Here is a 16,362-nt window from a genome sequence, read left to right as displayed (position 1 = left end):
CCGGCCGATGACGCGCTTTGTCCTTGGTCGCCTCGCCTGGATGCTGGTCATCCTGCTGGCGGTTTCCTTCATCGCCTTCGCGATGATGCGGGCCCTGCCGGGCGATTTCGCCATTGCCGCAGCCGGTTCGCAGAGCGTCGCACCGGAGGTTCTGGCGGCGATCCGTCAGGACCTTGGGCTCGATCGGCCGCTGCTGGCGCAATATTGGGTCTGGCTCGGGCATGCCCTCCTCGGTGATCTCGGCACGTCCTTCGTGACGCGCCAGCCGGTTCGGCCGGAATTGCTCGATCGGCTCGCGGTGACCTTCCAGCTGACGCTGGTCGCGGCGATCATCTCCATGGTGATGGGAGTAGCGACCGGGCTTGCCGCGGCGCGGATGCGGGGCGCGATCGACTGGATCGTCCGGCTCTACAATGGGCTGATGCTGGCCGTGCCGAACTATGTGGTCGCGACGCTGATCGTGCTGCTTTTCGGCCTTTATTTCCCGCAGATCTCGATCTTCGGCTACACGCCGTTTCTCGAGGATCCGCTCGCCAATATCGGTAGCCTGCTGTTGCCGGCGCTCGCCCTGGCGCTGGCGGTGTCCGTCACGATTTCCGAGAACACCCGCGCTGCCGTGCTCGAGGTGGCCAACCAGGACTTCGTCATGGTTGCCCGCGCTAAGGGACTGCCTCCGGGCAGGATCCTGCGCGACTATCTCGTCCGCAACGCCTTGACGCCGGTCATTACTGCAACCGGGCTCAAGATCGCAGCGCTGCTCGGCGGCAGCATCTTGGTCGAGACCATCTTCGCGATTCCCGGGATGGGCCAATATCTCTTCGATTCGATCAACAGCCGCGATTACCCGGTGATTCAGGCCATCGTGCTGACGGCGTCGGCTATCGTGGTCGTGGTCAATACGATGATCGACATCGCCTATGCGCGGGTCGATGCGCGGGTGAAGTTGTGAGGGCCATGTCGCAGGAGGGAGTTCAGAAACTGGCTCTTGACGCGCGCACGGTCAAGGCACCGCGGATCACGCAAGGCGGCCTGCTGCTTGGGATTGGGCTGGCGATGCTGGCGACGATGTTGATCGTCACGATCTTCGCGCCCTTCCTTGTGCCGTTCGATCCTTCCGCGACCTCGCCCGACTCCCTTGCCGGAGCCAGCGCGCGCCACTGGCTCGGTACGGACTCGATCGGCCGCGATGTCCTCAGCCGGCTGATCGTCGGCGGCCGCACGACGCTGCTGATCACGATCACTGCTGTGCTCATTGCGCTCCTCGGAGGGCTCGTGCTTGGGTTGCTCTCCGGCTATCTCGGCGGCGTGATCGATGACGCGATCATGCGCATTCTGGACGTGGTCTTCGCCTTCCCGGTCCTCCTTCTCGCGATTGCGGTCGTTGCGGCCCTGGGGCCGACCATTCCCAATCTGATCCTCACCATCGCCATCGTGTATACGCCGGCAATGGCCAGGGTCGTGCGCGCACCCGTGCTCAGCGTGAAGCAATGGGACCATGTCGAAGCGGCGCGCAGCATCGGCATGAGCGAATTCCGGCTGGTTCTCCGCCATATCCTGCCGCTCGTGGTCTCGCCGATCCTTGTCGCGACCAGCCTGACCCTGTCCCAGACGATTTTCACCGTCACGGCCCTGTCCTTCCTCGGGCTGGGCCCGCCACCGCCGGATCCGAACTGGGGTGGCATGCTGTCGGAAGCGCGACAATTCATGGAACTGGCGCCGCTGACCGTGATCGGACCCGCCGCCGCAATCGTGTTCGCGACGCTGACCTTCATCGTCCTGGCCAACGGCCTGCGCGACGTGCTCGACGTCGGGAGCGTGCGATGACCCGCACTGGCCCGCTCCTCAGCGTCCGCAACCTCTCCGCCAGCGTCACCACGCGCCGGGAGGTCATCCAGGCCGTACGCGGCATCTCCTTCGACATCGGCGCCGATGAGGCGGTCGGATTCGTTGGCGAATCCGGCTGCGGCAAGAGCGTCACGGCCAAGGCGCTGATGCGGCTCACGCCCGAAGGCACCTCGGTCGCGCTTGGCGGCGAGGTCAGCTTCATGGGGCAGGACATCCTGGCGAAGAGCGAGGTCGAAATGCGCGCCCTGCGCGGACGGCGTATCGCCATGGTCTTCCAGGACCCGATGACGTCGCTCAATCCGGTGCTGAGCATCGCCGCCCAGATGACCGACATGCTGCGCCACCACACCGGCCTGTCCGGCAAGGCGGCGCGCGAACGCTGCATCGACCTGCTCGCCCAGGTCGGAATACCCGATGCGGCGCGGCGCCTCGACGATCATCCGCACCAGTTCTCGGGCGGGATGCGCCAACGCGTCATGATCGCGATGGCCATCTCCTGCGAGCCGGACCTGCTGATCGCCGATGAGCCGACGACGGCGCTCGATGTCACCGTACAGGCGCAGATCCTGCGCCTGCTGCTGCGGCTGAGGGAGGAGCGCGGCATGGCATTGATGCTGATCACCCATGATTTCGGCGTCGTGGCCGGCATGGTCGACCGGGTCAATGTCATGTATCGCGGCGAGATCGTCGAAGCCGGAGCGATCGAAAGCGTCTTCGCCTCACCGCAACACGTCTATACGCGAGCCCTGCTCGATGCGGTGCCGCGTCTCCAGAGCGCCGGGCAGATCAGATGACCGCTCACGATCCCGCTGCAATCGCCGAGATGCTGCCGCGGCCACTGCTTCAGGTCCGCGATCTGTCGGTGCGCTTTCCCGGCAGGGGGGGCGGCAAGGCGCTGAAGGCGGTCGATCGGGTGTCCTTCGATATCGCGCCCGGCCAGACGCTGGGGCTCGTCGGCCAGTCCGGTTCGGGCAAGACGACGACAGGCCGGGCCATCCTGCAGTTGCAGCAGGCGCATTCCGGGTCGGTGCAGCTTCTCGGCGAGGAACTGACCACGATGCCGGCCGCGCGATTGCGGCAGATGCGACGCCATATGCAGTTCGTGCTGCAGAATCCGTATTCCAGTTTGCATCCGCGCATGACGATCGGACAGATTCTGCGCGAGCCACTTCAGGTCCATCGCTCGGTGCCTCCCGCTCGGCTGCAGGAGCGTGTTGCGGAGCTTCTGGACCTGGTCAGCCTCGACCCGGGGATGATGCAGCGCTATCCGCACGAGTTCTCTGGCGGGCAGCGCCAGCGCGTCGTCATCGCCCGGGCACTGGCGGTCAATCCGGATTTCATCGTGTGCGACGAGCCGGTCTCGGCGCTCGATGTCCGCACCCAGGCGCAGATCGTGGCCCTGCTGCAGTCGCTGCAGGAGAAGCTCGGTCTGTCCTACCTGTTCATCGCGCATGATCTCGCGATCGTTCGCGAGGTCGCCCATCGCGTGGCGGTCATGTATCGCGGCCGGGTCGTCGAAATGGGCAGTGCCGCCCAAGTCTACGACAGCCCCGCCCACCCTTATACGCGCGTGCTGCTGGATGCGGTGCCGGTGCCCGATCCCGTCCGCCAGCGCGAGCGGCTCCGGCGCGCGCCCCCGGATCTGCGTTTTCTCGAAGGCGATGGAGGTGGCTGCGTCCATGGCGACGATCATGCCAGCAGCAACACTGCGGAGTGGCACGAAGTCGGGGCCGGCCACGGCGTTTCGTGCCGCTACTGGCCGCGCGGAGAGGCGCTGCTTCATGAGCCAGGCCAGGTCGGGCATACAGGTCTGCCCATCCTGTGAAGATCAAAGCTGTTTCTTCTTGCGAAACAAGGAATCCTTGACCCGAAATTGCGCCATCAGTACGTTTTTCCGGTGTTTTCGCGCATTGCGACAGGTTCAACTGGCGTGAGCGCTCAATAATGAGGTGTACGGCCCATCGAGATCGCCTGCCGTTTCGGCCGGCGAATTGTCGTTTTCCGGGAGGGAATCTGTGCGCCTGGCCTTGATTCACATCGTGCAGGAAACGAACGACTTCAATCCTGTGCCGACCACGCTCGCGGATTTCGAGGCTTTCGGCCTGTACGAGGGGGCCGAGATTGCGCGTCAGTTCGGCGAGATCGGGCAAATCGGCGGTCACTATAAGGCGGTCGCTGAATCCCGTCTTTCGGTTGAGACGATCCCGATCATAAGGGCCTGGAGCGTCGCGGGCGGCCGGATCACGCGCGCAGCCTTCGACTTCTTCCAGGACAAGATACGGACCGGGCTCGCGGACGCCGGCCCGATCGAAGGACTCGTCCTGCAGCTTCACGGTGCCGCTGCGGCCGAAGGAATCGACGATGTCGAAGGCGAGCAGGCCGAGCTCTGCCGTTCGATCCTCGGGCCCGATGTCCCGATCCTGCTTGGTCTCGATCACCACGCCAACATCACCCGCAAGATCATGGCCAATTGCACGGCGATCGTCGGGCACCGCACGCAACCGCACGATGTCTTCGATACCGGCAAGATCGGGACGGCCCTGTTGCTCAGGATTCTCGTGGAGAAGCGGCGGCCGGTGATGGCCTGGCGCAAGATTCCGCTGCTTTCGCATCAAGAGCAGTTCCTGACGTCGAAGGGCCCGATGAAGCGCTGGTTCGATCGGGCTCGCGAGCTCGAGGTTGATGAGCGCGTGCTGCAGGCGTCGAACTATCCGATGCAGCCCTGGCTCGATGTCGCCGAGGGTGGCTGGTCGACGATCGTCGTCACGGATGGCGACCAGGTCCTGGCCGAGACCCTGGCGGATGAGCTCGCCGACCTCGCCTGGTCGATGCGCGATGATTTCCAGGTCCGCGAGGCGGTCTCGGTCGACGAGGCGGTGCGCAAGGCCGATGCTGCCGAGCGCGGCATGGTTGTGCTCAGCGACACCGGAGATACTGTCTTCGGCGGCTCTGCCGGCGACAGCAACCTGATCCTGGAAGCGATCCTCAGGCTCGGCATCGGCAGCCGCGCGCTGATTCCGCTGATCTCGCCGCAGGCCGTCGCGACGCTGGTCGCGGCCGGCGAGGGCGCACGGGTGACCCTCCCGCTGGGGGGCGATGCGGCGCCGGCTTTCTTTACGCCGCTCGAGGTCACCGGCACGGTCCGGCGTATCGGAGGCGGGCCCGTACCGCTGATCTACAACCATCAGAACGAGGTCGATATGGGCCGGGTCGTCGTTTTCGACGTCGGGCCGGTGACACTCCTGATCAGCGAACTGCGCGGTGTCGCGGGCAATGTCCCGGGCGTCTACGAAGCCTTCGGCGTCAATCTCGCTGACTACAAGATGGCCGTCCTCAAGACGGCGTCGAATTTCCAGTATTTCGCGCCGATCTCCTCGCAGGTCATTCGCGCCGACACGCGCGGGCCTGGGCAGTCGGACGTCTTCACCTTGCCTTGGGCGCGGATTCCGCGCCCGGTCTATCCACTTGAAACAATAAGCGACTGGCGGGCGCATTCGACCCAGCCCGGCGCGGGGACGAGCTGACACGAAGACCAACCAAAAAAGGGGAGTGTGCCGGATGACCACCGTATCGCGACGTCAATTCTGCATGGCGGGCATAGCCCTGGCTGCAGCAGCCCCCTTGGCGATGTCACTCCCGGCCATCGCCCAGCAACTGAAGGGCGGCACCTTGCGTGTCGCAGTGCTGAGCGAGCTCGCCAATTACGATCCCCAGCAGCTCTCGACCGTCAACTTCCATGTCATCAAGAACCTCTATGACAGCCTGATCGAGTACACGCCCGAGGGAAAGCCGGAGCCGAGCCTGGCGACCGAGTGGACGATCGCGCCCGACAAGACCTCGGTCAGCGTGAAGCTGCGCGACGGCGTGACCTTCCACAGCGGAACGCCCCTCAAGGCCGATTCCGTGCTGGCGACGCTGCAGAAGGGAGCCGACCCCAAGCGCGGCAAGAACGTCTTCTCCACCATGTCGATCGTCAAGGACTGGTCGGCGCCCGATGACCGGACCGTGGTGATCAACTTCAAGGCCCCGGTTCCCGAGCGGCAGATCCTCGATCTGCTGCAGTTCCTGATCCCGATCGAAGCCAAGGGCATCGACACAGTCGAGACGGTTCCGGCCGGCACAGGCCCCTTCACCTTGGTGAGCCGCGCCGTCGGACAGGGGCTGCGTCTCAAGGCCAACCCGAAATACTGGCGCGAGAAGCAGCCGATCGTGCAGGACCTCGTCTTCACTGTTTTCAGCGAGGATGCGGCGGCGAGCGCGGCGCTCGAGTCGGGCGCCGTCGACATCATCTATAACGGCTCCTCGCGCAGTGCCGTGCGCCTCAAGAGCGCCGGCTACCAGGTCTTTTCCGGGCCCGGCAAGCTCGTGCAGGTCTTCCGTATCAACTCGACGCGTGGCCCATTCCGCAACAAATCCTACCGCCAGGCCTTCAACCACCTGATGGATCGTGCGGGCATCCTGCGCGTCGGCTATGCCGGCATGGGCGAGGTCGTCGCGCAGCCCTGGGCGCCGGCAAGCCCGGCCTTCGACGCCAGCTATACCAAGGCCCACGCCTACGATCTCGACAAGGCCAAGGCCTTGCTCGCAGCATCCGGTCTCTCGGCGGCCGAGATGAAAGACTGGAAGATGCTGGTCAATGGCAGCGACGAGGCCTCGGTCCAGATCAGCCAGATCGTGCAGGCCTCGCTGGGCAAGGTCGGGATTCCGATCGAACTCGATATCCGCCAGGGGGCCGAATTCGTCAGTGCGCTGCTGGGCGGCGATTTCGCCGCGGTCTTCGGCGCGGTCGGCAACGTCCAGAAGTTTCCCTCGCGGGTGACGACGAACTCCATCTACCGGACCTCGCAGAATCCGATCCTCAAGGATCCGCATCCGCATCCGGCCTATGTCGCGGCGATTGCCAAGGTCGATGGCGCCTCGGGCGGAGCGGCGGAGGTCAAGGCATCCTATGACAACCTGAACAAGGTGCTGGTGGACGAGGCCTTCGCAATACCGACCAATTCCTATGAGGTCGGCCTGATTGTCGCCTCCGACAAGGTTGGCGGCGTGACACTCGAGATCGACAACCTCTTCGTCGCGCGGACGATCGGGTTCAAGTAATGCGGAGCCGCGAGGCGGGACGCCATCGCCCGGCCGCAATTGCGGCGTCACGCAGCCCTCGGATGCGTGGCGCCATGCGATGAGCGCGGCGTTGGGATCGGCCCTGCACGTGCTGCGCCGGCTTTCCGCCCGTCGCGGCACGTCATTCAGTTTCGCCTTCCTGCTGCTGGTGGCGCTGGCGGCCGTGTTTGCAGACGTGCTCCCCCTGGACCCGCTGACGCAGAATCTGGCGGATTCGCTGATGCCGCCCTCGGCTTCCGCCTGGTTTGGTACCGACGAACTCGGGCGGGATATCCTGGCGCGCGTGGTCTATGGCGCGCGAACCTCACTCGTCACCGCCTTCGGTGCCGTCGTCAGCGCTGCGCTGATCGGGGTGCCGATTGGGCTCGTCGCCGGCTTTTTCGGTGATTGGCGCGACTCGGTGCTGATGCGCTGCATCGATGTGCTGCTGGCGCTGCCGAACATCCTGTTCGCCATGGCGCTGATCGCCGTGCTCGGTCGCAGTCAGGCAGCAGCCCTGGTCGCGGTCGGCATCGCGGGGATACCGAATTTCGCGCGGATCGCGCGGGCGCAGGTCATGGCCCTGCGCCAGCTCGATTTCGTCACGGCGGTGCGCAGCTTCGGCGGCGGTTCGTCCTACATCATGTTCCACACCATCCTGCCCAACGCGCTGAGCCCGCTGGTCGTGCAGGCGATCGTGCTCGCCTCGGTCGCGATCCTGCTGGAGGCCGCGCTTGCTTTTCTCGGGGTCGGAGTACCGCCGCCGACGCCGAGCTGGGGCGAAATGCTGCGAACAGGGAAATCCTATCTGCACGAGGCGCCGACCTACGCCGTGCTGCCCGGTCTCGTGCTGACGCTGACGATCCTCTCCTTCGACACGATCGGCCGTGCCCTGACCGCGCTGCTCGACAGGCATGAAGCCGGCGTTCCGGAGCGCAGGGGCCGATGACGGGCTATCTGCTGCGCCGCCTGTTGCATATGCTGCCGGTGCTGGTTCTCGCGTCCTTCGCCATATTCGCGATGATCTACGCGGTGCCGGGCGGCCCCGTCGCGGTGCTTGTTGGTGAGAACGCCTCGCCGGAGGAGATTGCGGCCACCATCGCGCGCTATGGCCTCGATCGGCCGATGCTGATCCAGTATCTCGACTGGCTCGGCCAGGCGCTGCGCGGCGATTTCGGCCTCTCGCTGCACAGTCGCCAGCCGGTTCTTGCGTTGATCGGCGAGAGATTGCCAGCGACGCTGCAACTGGCGGTCGCCGCGATTCTGGTGGCGTTGCTCGTCGGCATACCTGTCGCGGTTGCCAGCGCCGTGCGGCCCAATTCCTGGCTCGACCGCCTGCTCAGCGGGTGGAGCGCGCTGGCACTGGGTGTGCCGACGTTTTGGCTTGGCATCCTGCTGATCCTGCTCTTCGCCGTCGAGCTCCACTGGCTGCCGTCCGCCTCGCGCTACGTGCCGTTCTGGGAGTCGCCGATGGATGCGCTACGCAGTCTCATCCTGCCGGCGCTGACGCTGGGCATCTATGTCTCCGGCATCTTCGCGCGGTTCCTGCGCGCGTCGTTGATCGGTGAGGCGAAGCAGGACTATGTCCGCACGGCGCGGGCCAAGGGGCTGCCCGAAAGCCGCGTCGTCGGCCTGCACATCATGCGCAACGCGTTGCTGCCCTTTGTCACGATCGTCGGCTTGATGATGGCGAATTTCATCGGCGGTGCGGTGGTGACGGAGGCCGTCTTCACCTATCCGGGGCTGGGACGCTTGGTGATCCAGGCGATCAGCACCCGCGACTACCCGCTGATCCAAGGCTGCATCATGGTGATCCTGGTCGGCTATATGCTGGTCAACCTGATCATCGACGTACTTTATGCGTGGATCGATCCACGCATCGAATATCATTGACCTCGCCCCGGAGCGCGAGGTCCCGCGCGGGCCTGCGCTTGCAGGGCTCCGCCCGGCCACGCCTGTCAGGGGGAAGTGATGGGGTCCTGCGAACCGAGATGGCTGGAGATGTGCGCGGCGACCTCGCGCAGTCGCGTTCCCGCCTTCGCCGCGAGTGGCCGCGGCATTCGCATCAGCGGTGCCGAGATGCTGAGTGCCGCCACAGGGTAGTGATTGTCGTCGAAGATCGGCACGCCGACGCACATCGCCCCGTCTTCGTTCTCGCCGATTTCCGTCGCGTAGCCGAGCTTGGCGACCTGTCGAAGCTGGCGCTCGATCTCTTCGCGCTCGAGCAACGTGCGCCCGGTTCGCTCGGTCAAGGGCAGATCGAGCTGGCGCAGCTTTTCGGCTTCGGGAAGAAAGGCGAGGATCGCCTTGCCCAGTGCTGTCGAATGCATCGGATGGCTGTCGCCGATCCGCGCCTGCATGCGCAGCGAGCGATTGGCCTCGATGAGGTCGATATAGACGATCGTGCCGTTGCCCTTCACCGCGAGGTTCACGGTCTCATTGAATTCGTTCATCAGCTCGACCATCGCCGGGCGCGCGAGCTGACGGATCTTGCTGAAGCTCGCATCGGCACGCGCGATCGAGCGCAGCAGAGGCCCGAGATTGTATTTGTCGGTCTCGCGGTTGTGGCTGACGAATCCGGCCTCCATCAGCGTTTGCAGGTAGCGGAAGGTCGTCGTCTTCGGAATCCGCAGCTCTCGTCCGACGGTCGTGAGCGCGATCTCGTGCCCATGGCGCGCCACGAATTCCAGCACCTTGAGCGCCTTCATCACGGGCTGCACGACGTAAGGGTTGCCCGATTTCTTCGGCATGATCGCCCCGCATTCTCGCTGTCGCGAGGCCTCGCATAGCGGGTCCCGGGGAATTCCGCAAGACGAAACCCGTGTTCCTTTACACGGGCTTGGTGCTCTGGTCTGCTCAAACTACCGGCAGTGGAGAACAGGCACGTGCGAGCGAACGGAAGCGGTCCAGCAGCAACGCTGCGCTTTGAGGAATCGGCGCGGCAGATCGCTACGAATGCGCGCTACATCGCTGGCGGCGTGAACAGCAATTTCAGGTTGGGCATGGCGCCGGGACCGCTCGTCTTTGAACGAGGTGAAGGGGCCTATCTGATCGATGTCGATGGCAACCGCATCATCGATTACTACTGCGGGATGGGGGCAACGGTGCTCGGCCATACCCCCGCCCGGGTCATCGAGGCAGTGCAGCGCCAAGCGGAGCGAGGCATCCTGTTTGCCGGCCAGGCGCCGATCGAGCACGAGGCGGCAAAGCTGATCTGCGAGCGCGTTCCCAGTGCCGAGCGGCTTCGTTTCGGTTCCTCAGGCTCCGAGGTGGCGCAGGCCGCGATCCGCCTGGCCCGTGCGGCGACCGGGCGGCGCACCATCGTCAAGTTCGAAGGGCATTATCACGGCTGGTTCGACAACGTCTTGTGGTCAACGGCGCCAGGCCTCAATGCGGCCGGCCCGAGCGACGCGCCCACACCCGTCGCCGGGAGCCGGGGGCAGGACCCCAGCGCAGGCGAGGGTCTTTCGATCCTCGGTTGGAATGACCTCGCTGCTCTCGAGGCCCGTCTTGCCCGTGGCGACGTCGCCGCGGTGATGATGGAGCCGGCCATGTGCAACCAGGGCGCCATCGCACCGCTGCCGGGCTATCTGCAAGCTGCGCTGGCGGCCTGCCGCGCCCATGGCGCCCTGCTGATCTTCGATGAGGTGATCACAGGCTTCCGCCTTGGTCGCGGCGGTGCCCAGGAGCGCTTTGCCGTCACGCCGGACCTCACGATCCTGGCGAAGGCGATTGCCAACGGTTTTCCAGTTGCAGCGGTCGCCGGCCGGGGCGAACTGATCGATATGTTCGCGGACGGCGTACTCCATGGCGGCACCTTCAATGCGCAGCCGATCGCGATGGCGGCGATGGTCGCGACGCAGCAGGCACTGACGCCGGAGCATTATGAGCGCAGCTCGGTTCACGGCCAGCGCCTTCAGGACGGTATTCGCGAGATTCTGGCTCAGGCGGGGATCAAGGCTCAGGTCGCCGGATTTCCGCTGATGTTCCACATTGCCTTCGGGCTCGATGCGCCGGCGCGCGATTACCGTGATGTCGCGGCATCCGACAAGGCGGCCTACAGCCGTTTCGCGCTCGCGCTGCTGAAGCGCGGCGTTCGGGTGCTGGAGCGTGGCGCCTGGTTCGTCTCGTCCGAGCACGATGCAGGGATCGTCGAGGCCACGCTGGAAGCCGTGCACGGTGCCGTCCGCGAGATCTGACAGGGCCGATAAGCGTCCGACATTCAGATCGACTTGGGCCTGGCTTCATTTGGAACCGACAGGAGAGGACGGTCGGTTCGCGCCGGCCGCCCGCTTTCCCGGAAACAGCTGCCTCAGATCATCGGACCGGATATCGTATCCGGTCCGATGATCTCACCTTTTTGTGTTTGCATCGGCTTTTCCGAAAACCGCAATCCACTTTTCGCGCCGATGCTTTAGTTCTTCTTCGGCGGAGTGGCCGGCCAGGACTTGATCAGGGTGTCGTAATCGACCGTCTCGCCTTTCGGCTTTTCATTGGCGAGCTTGGCTTGGGGCGCGATGTTGCCGTCGGCCTTGGATTTGGCGAACCAGGCTTCCGCGGTCTGCTTCGGGTTCAATTTCGGCCCGCAATCGCCTTGTACGGCGGAGCGTTCCAGCCGCTCGAGGACCGAGTCCTGCGCTGCTGCAAGAGCATCCATGGCAGCCTGCGCAGTCTTGGCGCCGGAGGAGGCATCGCCGATATTCTGCCACCAGAGCTGGGCGAGGCGTGGGTAATCCGGCACATTATTGCCGGTCGGCGTCCATTGCACACGCGCCGGTGAACGGTAGAACTCGATCAGCCCGCCGAGTTTCGGCGCCCGTTCGGTGAAGCTCTTGTCCCAGATATCGCTCTCGCGAATGAAGGTGAGTCCGACATGGCTCTTCTTCAGGCTGACCGACTTGGAGACGATGAACTGCAGGTAGAGCCAGGCGGCCTTGCGCTTCTCGATCGGCGTCGAGTTGAGCAGCGTCGCAGAGCCGGCATCCTGGTAGCCGAGCTTCATGCCTTCCTTCCAGTAGGATCCCTTGGGCGAGGGGGCCATGCGCCATTTCGGTGTGCCGTCGGCATTCACCACCGGCAATCCGGGCTTGACCATGTCGGCTGTGAAGGCCGTGTACCAGAAGATCTGCTGGGCGATATTGCCCTGTGCCGGTAGCGGCCCGGACTCCGAGAAGGTCATGCCACGCGCCTGCGGCGGCGCGTATTTGTTGAGCCAGTCGACATATTTCTGCACGGCATAGACGGAGGCAGGCCCGTTGGTATCGCCGCCGCGCTCGACGGAGGAGCCGACCGGCCGGCAGCCCTCCATGCGGATGCCCCATTCATCAACAGGCAGGCCGTTCGGGATGCTCTTGTCGCCATTGCCGGCCATCGAAAGCCAGGCATCCGTGAAGCGCCAGCCGAGCGAGGGGTCCTTCTTGCCGTAATCCATATGGCCGTAGACACGGGCGCCGTCGATCTCCTTGACGTCGGTGGTGAAGAACTCCGCGATGTCCTCATAGGCCGACCAATTCACCGGCACGCCGAGCTCGTAGCCGTACTTGGCCTTGAACTTCTCCTTCAGATCGGGGCGGGTGAACCAATCGTAGCGGAACCAGTAGAGGTTCGCGAATTGCTGGTCCGGGAGCTGGTAGAGCTTGCCGTCCGGCGCGGTGCCGAAGGATTTTCCGATGAAGTCGTCGACATCGAGCAGCGGATTGGTGACGTCCTTGCCCGGCCCCGCCATCCAGTCGGTCAGGTTCACGGTCTGCTTGTAGCGGAAGTGGGTGCCGATCAGGTCTGAATCATTGATCCAGCCATCATAGACATTGCGGCCGGACTGCATCTGCGTCTGAAGCTTCTCGACCACGTCGCCTTCCTGGATCAGGTCGTGCTTGAGCTTGATCCCCGTGATCTCGCTGAAGGCGCGCGCCAGGGTCCTGGCCTCGTATTCATGCGTCGTGATGGTCTCGGAGACGACGTTCACGTCCATCCCCGCGAATGGTTTTGCTGCATTGACGAACCACTCCATCTCCTTGAGCTGTTCGTCCTTGGACAAGGTCGAGGGTTGGAATTCGCTGTCGATCCAGCGTCGCGCGGCATCCATGTCTGCGAAGGCGGGGACGGCGCCGAGCACGAGGCTGAGCGCGGTGGCGGCTAGCATCTGCTTTCTCATCGTTTCCTCCACTGGACGGTTGTTATCGTTCGGGCATTGGCGGCCTCTTGTTGCGAAGGCGGTTCGTGTCGTCGGTCAGCCTCCGGGGTGGTCAGACGTAGCGGAAGACCGCTGCGGCATAGGCAAGGGAAAGCAGCGAGGCCCACCACAACTCGGCTCCGCTGAGGCCGAGCCAGGCAAGGTGGATGAAGGCAGCGCCGAGCAGGCTGAGGAAGAGCCGGTCTCCGCGCGTCGTCGGCATCCCGAGCACGCCGATTCTCTCGATCTCCGGCCGCCAGATCGCGAGCACGGTCATTGTCAGCAGCAGCGCGAAGATCGCGGCGAAGAAGAGGCCGGTCTGCGGAGTCCAGGCCATCCATGCCAGGTCGATCGCGGCAAGATCGGGCATCACACCCTCCCCAGGGCAAAGCCCTTGGCGATGTAGTTTCGGACGAACCAGATCACGAGCGCTCCGGGGATCAGCGTCAGCACGCCCGCCGCCGCGAGCAGCCCCCAGTCCATGCCGGCCGCCGAAACCGTTCGCGTCATGGTGGCGGCGATGGGCTTGGCGTTGACGGTGGTCAGGGTGCGCGCCAGCAGAAGCTCGACCCAGGAGAACATGAAACAGAAAAAGGCGGTGACCCCGATGCCGTTGGCGATGATCGGCGCGAAGATCTTCACGAAGAAGCGCGGGAAGGAATAGCCGTCGAGATAGGCGGTCTCGTCGATCTCGCGTGGCACACCCGACATGAAGCCTTCGAGGATCCAGACCGCGAGCGGCACGTTGAACAGACAATGCGCCAGCGCCACGGCAAGCGGCGTATCGAACAGACCGATCGCGGAATAGAGGTTGAAGAAGGGCAGGGCGAAGATCGCCGGCGGCGCCATCCGGTTCGACAGCAGCCAGAAGAACAGGTGCTTGTCGCCGAGGAAGCGGTAGCGCGAAAAGGCGTAGGCCGCCGGCAGCGCCAAGGTGATCGAGATCACCGTGTTCATGACCACATAGGTCAGCGAGTTGATATAGCCGGAGTACCAGGATGGGTCGGTGAAGATCGTCCGGTAGTTCTCGAACGTGATCTCGCGTGGCCAGAGCGTCATGCCGGAGTTGATCTCGGCATTGGTCTTCAGGCTCATGATGATCAGCCAATAGATCGGCAGCAGCAGGAAGATCAGGTAGAGCCCGAGCGTCACGGCGCCGCCGTTGAAGCGGAAGGCCGAGCGCGCCTTCGGCATTGCCTTTGCCGCGGGAAGCGAGGAGGCGGAGGTGAGGCTGTCCGTCGTCATCGGCCGCACCTCACGCATCCACCGGCGGGCGCCGACGCTCGACGTCGAGATTGGTCATCACCGTGTAGAAGACCCAGCACACGGCGAGGATGATCAGGTTGTAGACGATCGACATCGCGGCGGCCTTGCCCAGGTCGAACTGCCCGAGCGCCAGCTTCACCAGCTCGATCGAGAGGAAGGTGGTCGAGTTGCCGGGCCCGCCGCCGGTAACGACGAAGGGCTCGGTGTAGATCATGAACGAGTCCATGAAGCGCAGCAGCACGGCGATGATCAGTACGCGCCGCATCTTCGGCAGCTGGATGAAGCGGAACACCGCCCAGCGGCTGGCGCCATCGATCCGCGCCGCCTGGTAATAGGCGTCGGGGATCGATTTCAGTCCGGCATAGCAGAGCAAAGCCACCAAAGAGGTCCAGTGCCAGACATCCATCACGATGATGGTGATCCAGGCGGCGACCGGGTCGGCGACATAGTTGTAGTCGATGCCGAGCCGGTTGATCGTGTAGCCGAGAAGGCCGATATCGCCGCGCGCGAAAACCTGCCAGATCGTGCCAACGACGTTCCAGGGCACCAGTAGCGGCATCGCCATCAGGACCAGCGTCGCCGCCACCTTCCAGCCTTCGCGCGGCATGGCGAGCGCGACTGCGATGCCGAGCGGCACCTCGATCGCAAGGATGATCGCGGAGAAGGCGAGATTGCGCCCGAGCGAGTCGCGCACCCGTCCGCCTAGATCGCTCGAGGGGTCGAGCAGCTCCTTGAACCAGCCGGTGCCGTTCCAGAAGAACTGGTTGTTTCCGAACGTGTCCTGCACCGAATAGTTCACCACCGTCATCAGTGGGATCACGGCCGAAAAGGCGACGATGGTGAGCACCGGCAAGACCAGCAACCAGGCGCGGTTGTCGTGCGGCTTGTCCATCATGCCCTCCCGTCCAGGCGTTCGCCATCGGCATAGACATGAACATGGCCGGGCTGAAGGATCAGCCCGGCGGTCTTGCCGATGTCGCTCAGCGCATCCGGTACGCCGGCCGCGAAGGGGTGACCGCCGAGGCGCAGGCGCGCCAGCCTGGTGCGACCGAGATCGTCGATGCGCTCGACAGTGACGGGCAGACCCTCGCCGGCGCGCGCGAGGCTGGCAAACTCGGGCCGGATGCCGATCTCGATACGCTTGCCGGCGGGGATGTCGTAGCTGCGGCCGAGCCCGATCGCGGCGCCGTCGACATGGGCCCGGTTGCCGTCGATCGTGGCTGGCAGCACGTTCATGCCCGGCGAGCCAATGAAATAGCCGACGAAGGTATGCGCCGGCTTCTCGAAGAGCTCGTCCGGCCGCCCGGCCTGCACCACCCGTCCGTCATGCATCACCACGACCGTATCGGCGAAAGTGAGCGCCTCGGTCTGATCATGCGTCACATAGATCATAGTGACGTCGAGCGCCCGGTGCAGTGCCTTGAGCTTCGAGCGCAATTCCCATTTCAGCTGCGGATCGATGACGGTCAGCGGCTCGTCGAACAGGATCGCTGCAACATCGGGCCGGACCAGCCCCCGGCCGAGCGAGATCTTCTGCTTGGCGTCGGCAGTGAGCCCGCGCGCCTTGCGGCCGAGATCGCCGCTCATCTCCAGCAGTGCCGCGATCTCGCGCACGCGTGCATCGACCGCGTTGCCCGCCATGCCACGGTTACGAAGCGGGAAGGCGAGGTTCTCATACATGCTCATCGTGTCGTAGACGACCGGGAACTGGAAGACCTGGGCGATGTTACGCCGTTCGGTCGGCAAGCCGGTGACGTCGCGCCCGTCGAACAGCACCTGGCCATACGAGGGCGTCAGCAGGCCGGAGATGATGTTGAGCAAGGTTGTCTTGCCGCAGCCCGAGGGGCCGAGCAGCGCATAGGCGCCGCCCTGGCGCCAGGTCAGGTTCATCGGCTTCAGGGCGAAATCGGCCGGCGTCGTGGCGTCCTGCTTGTAGGAATGGGCGAGGTCGGAGAGTTCGATGCGCGCCATCGCCCTGA

Annotated in this window: 15 protein-coding genes; 9 read left to right on the top strand and 6 right to left on the bottom strand. The window is 64.6% G+C overall.

What is annotated here, in order from left to right:
* Positions 1-7: 7 nt before the first annotated feature.
* The 8 genes from FG93_RS11960 to FG93_RS11925 all read left to right on the top strand — a co-directional run bounded on the left by FG93_RS11960 (position 8) and on the right by FG93_RS11925 (position 8,838).
* Entirely contained in the window at positions 8-949 is a 942-nt protein-coding gene (locus tag FG93_RS11960; protein WP_043234678.1) for an ABC transporter permease, read from the top strand.
* Positions 950-954: 5 nt separating this feature from the next.
* A complete protein-coding gene (locus FG93_RS11955) occupies positions 955-1,824 on the top strand; it encodes an ABC transporter permease (protein ID WP_052513665.1) in 870 nt (289 codons plus the stop codon).
* Positions 1,821-2,639: an ABC transporter ATP-binding protein gene (locus FG93_RS11950; RefSeq protein ID WP_052513664.1), complete on the top strand. Its 819-nt coding sequence runs from the start codon at positions 1,821-1,823 to the stop codon at positions 2,637-2,639. Before FG93_RS11955 ends, FG93_RS11950 begins: the two co-directional genes overlap by 4 nt.
* Positions 2,636-3,670, top strand: coding sequence for an ABC transporter ATP-binding protein (locus FG93_RS11945; protein ID WP_161783813.1), 1,035 nt, complete (start codon positions 2,636-2,638; stop codon positions 3,668-3,670). The genes FG93_RS11950 and FG93_RS11945 overlap by 4 nt, the downstream gene beginning before the upstream one ends.
* 190 nt (positions 3,671-3,860) lie before the next feature.
* On the top strand, positions 3,861-5,369 hold the full coding sequence (locus tag FG93_RS11940) for a M81 family metallopeptidase (protein ID WP_043234676.1): 1,509 nt from the start codon (positions 3,861-3,863) through the stop codon (positions 5,367-5,369).
* Positions 5,370-5,403: 34 nt separating this feature from the next.
* The gene (locus tag FG93_RS11935) at positions 5,404-6,945 is read left to right on the top strand and encodes an ABC transporter substrate-binding protein (RefSeq protein ID WP_052513663.1); all 1,542 of its coding nucleotides are present in this window, start codon (positions 5,404-5,406) and stop codon (positions 6,943-6,945) included.
* Between the two features lie 79 nt (positions 6,946-7,024).
* The gene (locus FG93_RS11930; protein ID WP_043234673.1) at positions 7,025-7,894 is read left to right on the top strand and encodes an ABC transporter permease; all 870 of its coding nucleotides are present in this window, start codon (positions 7,025-7,027) and stop codon (positions 7,892-7,894) included.
* Entirely contained in the window at positions 7,891-8,838 is a 948-nt protein-coding gene (locus FG93_RS11925; RefSeq protein ID WP_043234672.1) for an ABC transporter permease, read from the top strand. Before FG93_RS11930 ends, FG93_RS11925 begins: the two co-directional genes overlap by 4 nt.
* A gap of 65 nt (positions 8,839-8,903) precedes the next feature.
* On the opposite strand, the gene FG93_RS11920 is transcribed toward FG93_RS11925, so the two are convergent.
* On the bottom strand, positions 8,904-9,695 hold the full coding sequence (locus FG93_RS11920; RefSeq protein ID WP_043234670.1) for an IclR family transcriptional regulator: 792 nt from the start codon (positions 9,693-9,695) through the stop codon (positions 8,904-8,906).
* A gap of 135 nt (positions 9,696-9,830) precedes the next feature.
* Here FG93_RS11920 and FG93_RS11915 point away from each other — a divergent pair, with 135 nt between their 5' ends.
* Positions 9,831-11,144, top strand: coding sequence for an aspartate aminotransferase family protein (locus FG93_RS11915; protein WP_244448583.1), 1,314 nt, complete (start codon positions 9,831-9,833; stop codon positions 11,142-11,144).
* Positions 11,145-11,359: 215 nt separating this feature from the next.
* On the opposite strand, the gene FG93_RS11910 is transcribed toward FG93_RS11915, so the two are convergent.
* The 5 genes from FG93_RS11910 to FG93_RS11890 all read right to left on the bottom strand — a co-directional run bounded on the left by FG93_RS11910 (position 11,360) and on the right by FG93_RS11890 (position 16,354).
* On the bottom strand, positions 11,360-13,099 hold the full coding sequence (locus FG93_RS11910; protein WP_043234771.1) for an ABC transporter substrate-binding protein: 1,740 nt from the start codon (positions 13,097-13,099) through the stop codon (positions 11,360-11,362).
* A gap of 91 nt (positions 13,100-13,190) precedes the next feature.
* Positions 13,191-13,487, bottom strand: coding sequence for a DUF2160 domain-containing protein (locus FG93_RS11905; protein WP_043234669.1), 297 nt, complete (start codon positions 13,485-13,487; stop codon positions 13,191-13,193).
* Complete coding sequence (locus tag FG93_RS11900; protein WP_052513675.1) at positions 13,487-14,311, bottom strand: carbohydrate ABC transporter permease; 825 nt, start codon at positions 14,309-14,311, stop codon at positions 13,487-13,489. The genes FG93_RS11905 and FG93_RS11900 overlap by 1 nt, the downstream gene beginning before the upstream one ends.
* Positions 14,312-14,372: 61 nt before the next feature.
* Complete coding sequence (locus FG93_RS11895) at positions 14,373-15,275, bottom strand: carbohydrate ABC transporter permease (RefSeq protein WP_043234668.1); 903 nt, start codon at positions 15,273-15,275, stop codon at positions 14,373-14,375.
* A complete protein-coding gene (locus tag FG93_RS11890; protein WP_043234666.1) occupies positions 15,275-16,354 on the bottom strand; it encodes an ABC transporter ATP-binding protein in 1,080 nt (359 codons plus the stop codon). The genes FG93_RS11895 and FG93_RS11890 overlap by 1 nt, the downstream gene beginning before the upstream one ends.
* Positions 16,355-16,362 lie beyond the last annotated feature (8 nt).

The sequence above is a fragment of the Allobosea sp. LC85 genome, from assembly GCF_000735605.1.
Taxonomy (GTDB): Bacteria; Pseudomonadota; Alphaproteobacteria; order Rhizobiales; family Beijerinckiaceae; genus Allobosea.
Note: the sequence above shows the minus strand (reverse complement) of the source record. Positions and strands in the feature narration are given on the sequence as shown.

What these genes read in the sequence shown, in the direction of transcription:
- FG93_RS11960 (WP_043234678.1), top strand. Translation starts at nt 8, where the DNA reads ATGACGCGCTTTGTCCTTGGTCGCCTCGCCTGGATGCTGGTCATCCTG.
- FG93_RS11955 (WP_052513665.1), top strand. Translation starts at nt 955, where the DNA reads ATGTCGCAGGAGGGAGTTCAGAAACTGGCTCTTGACGCGCGCACGGTC.
- FG93_RS11950 (WP_052513664.1), top strand. Translation starts at nt 1,821, where the DNA reads ATGACCCGCACTGGCCCGCTCCTCAGCGTCCGCAACCTCTCCGCCAGC.
- FG93_RS11945 (WP_161783813.1), top strand. Translation starts at nt 2,636, where the DNA reads ATGACCGCTCACGATCCCGCTGCAATCGCCGAGATGCTGCCGCGGCCA.
- FG93_RS11935 (WP_052513663.1), top strand. Translation starts at nt 5,404, where the DNA reads ATGACCACCGTATCGCGACGTCAATTCTGCATGGCGGGCATAGCCCTG.
- FG93_RS11930 (WP_043234673.1), top strand. Translation starts at nt 7,025, where the DNA reads ATGAGCGCGGCGTTGGGATCGGCCCTGCACGTGCTGCGCCGGCTTTCC.
- FG93_RS11925 (WP_043234672.1), top strand. Translation starts at nt 7,891, where the DNA reads ATGACGGGCTATCTGCTGCGCCGCCTGTTGCATATGCTGCCGGTGCTG.
- FG93_RS11920 (WP_043234670.1), bottom strand. Translation starts at nt 9,695, where the DNA reads ATGCCGAAGAAATCGGGCAACCCTTACGTCGTGCAGCCCGTGATGAAG.
- FG93_RS11910 (WP_043234771.1), bottom strand. Translation starts at nt 13,099, where the DNA reads ATGAGAAAGCAGATGCTAGCCGCCACCGCGCTCAGCCTCGTGCTCGGC.
- FG93_RS11905 (WP_043234669.1), bottom strand. Translation starts at nt 13,487, where the DNA reads ATGCCCGATCTTGCCGCGATCGACCTGGCATGGATGGCCTGGACTCCG.
- FG93_RS11900 (WP_052513675.1), bottom strand. Translation starts at nt 14,311, where the DNA reads ATGCCGAAGGCGCGCTCGGCCTTCCGCTTCAACGGCGGCGCCGTGACG.
- FG93_RS11895 (WP_043234668.1), bottom strand. Translation starts at nt 15,275, where the DNA reads ATGGACAAGCCGCACGACAACCGCGCCTGGTTGCTGGTCTTGCCGGTG.
- FG93_RS11890 (WP_043234666.1), bottom strand. Translation starts at nt 16,354, where the DNA reads ATGGCGCGCATCGAACTCTCCGACCTCGCCCATTCCTACAAGCAGGAC.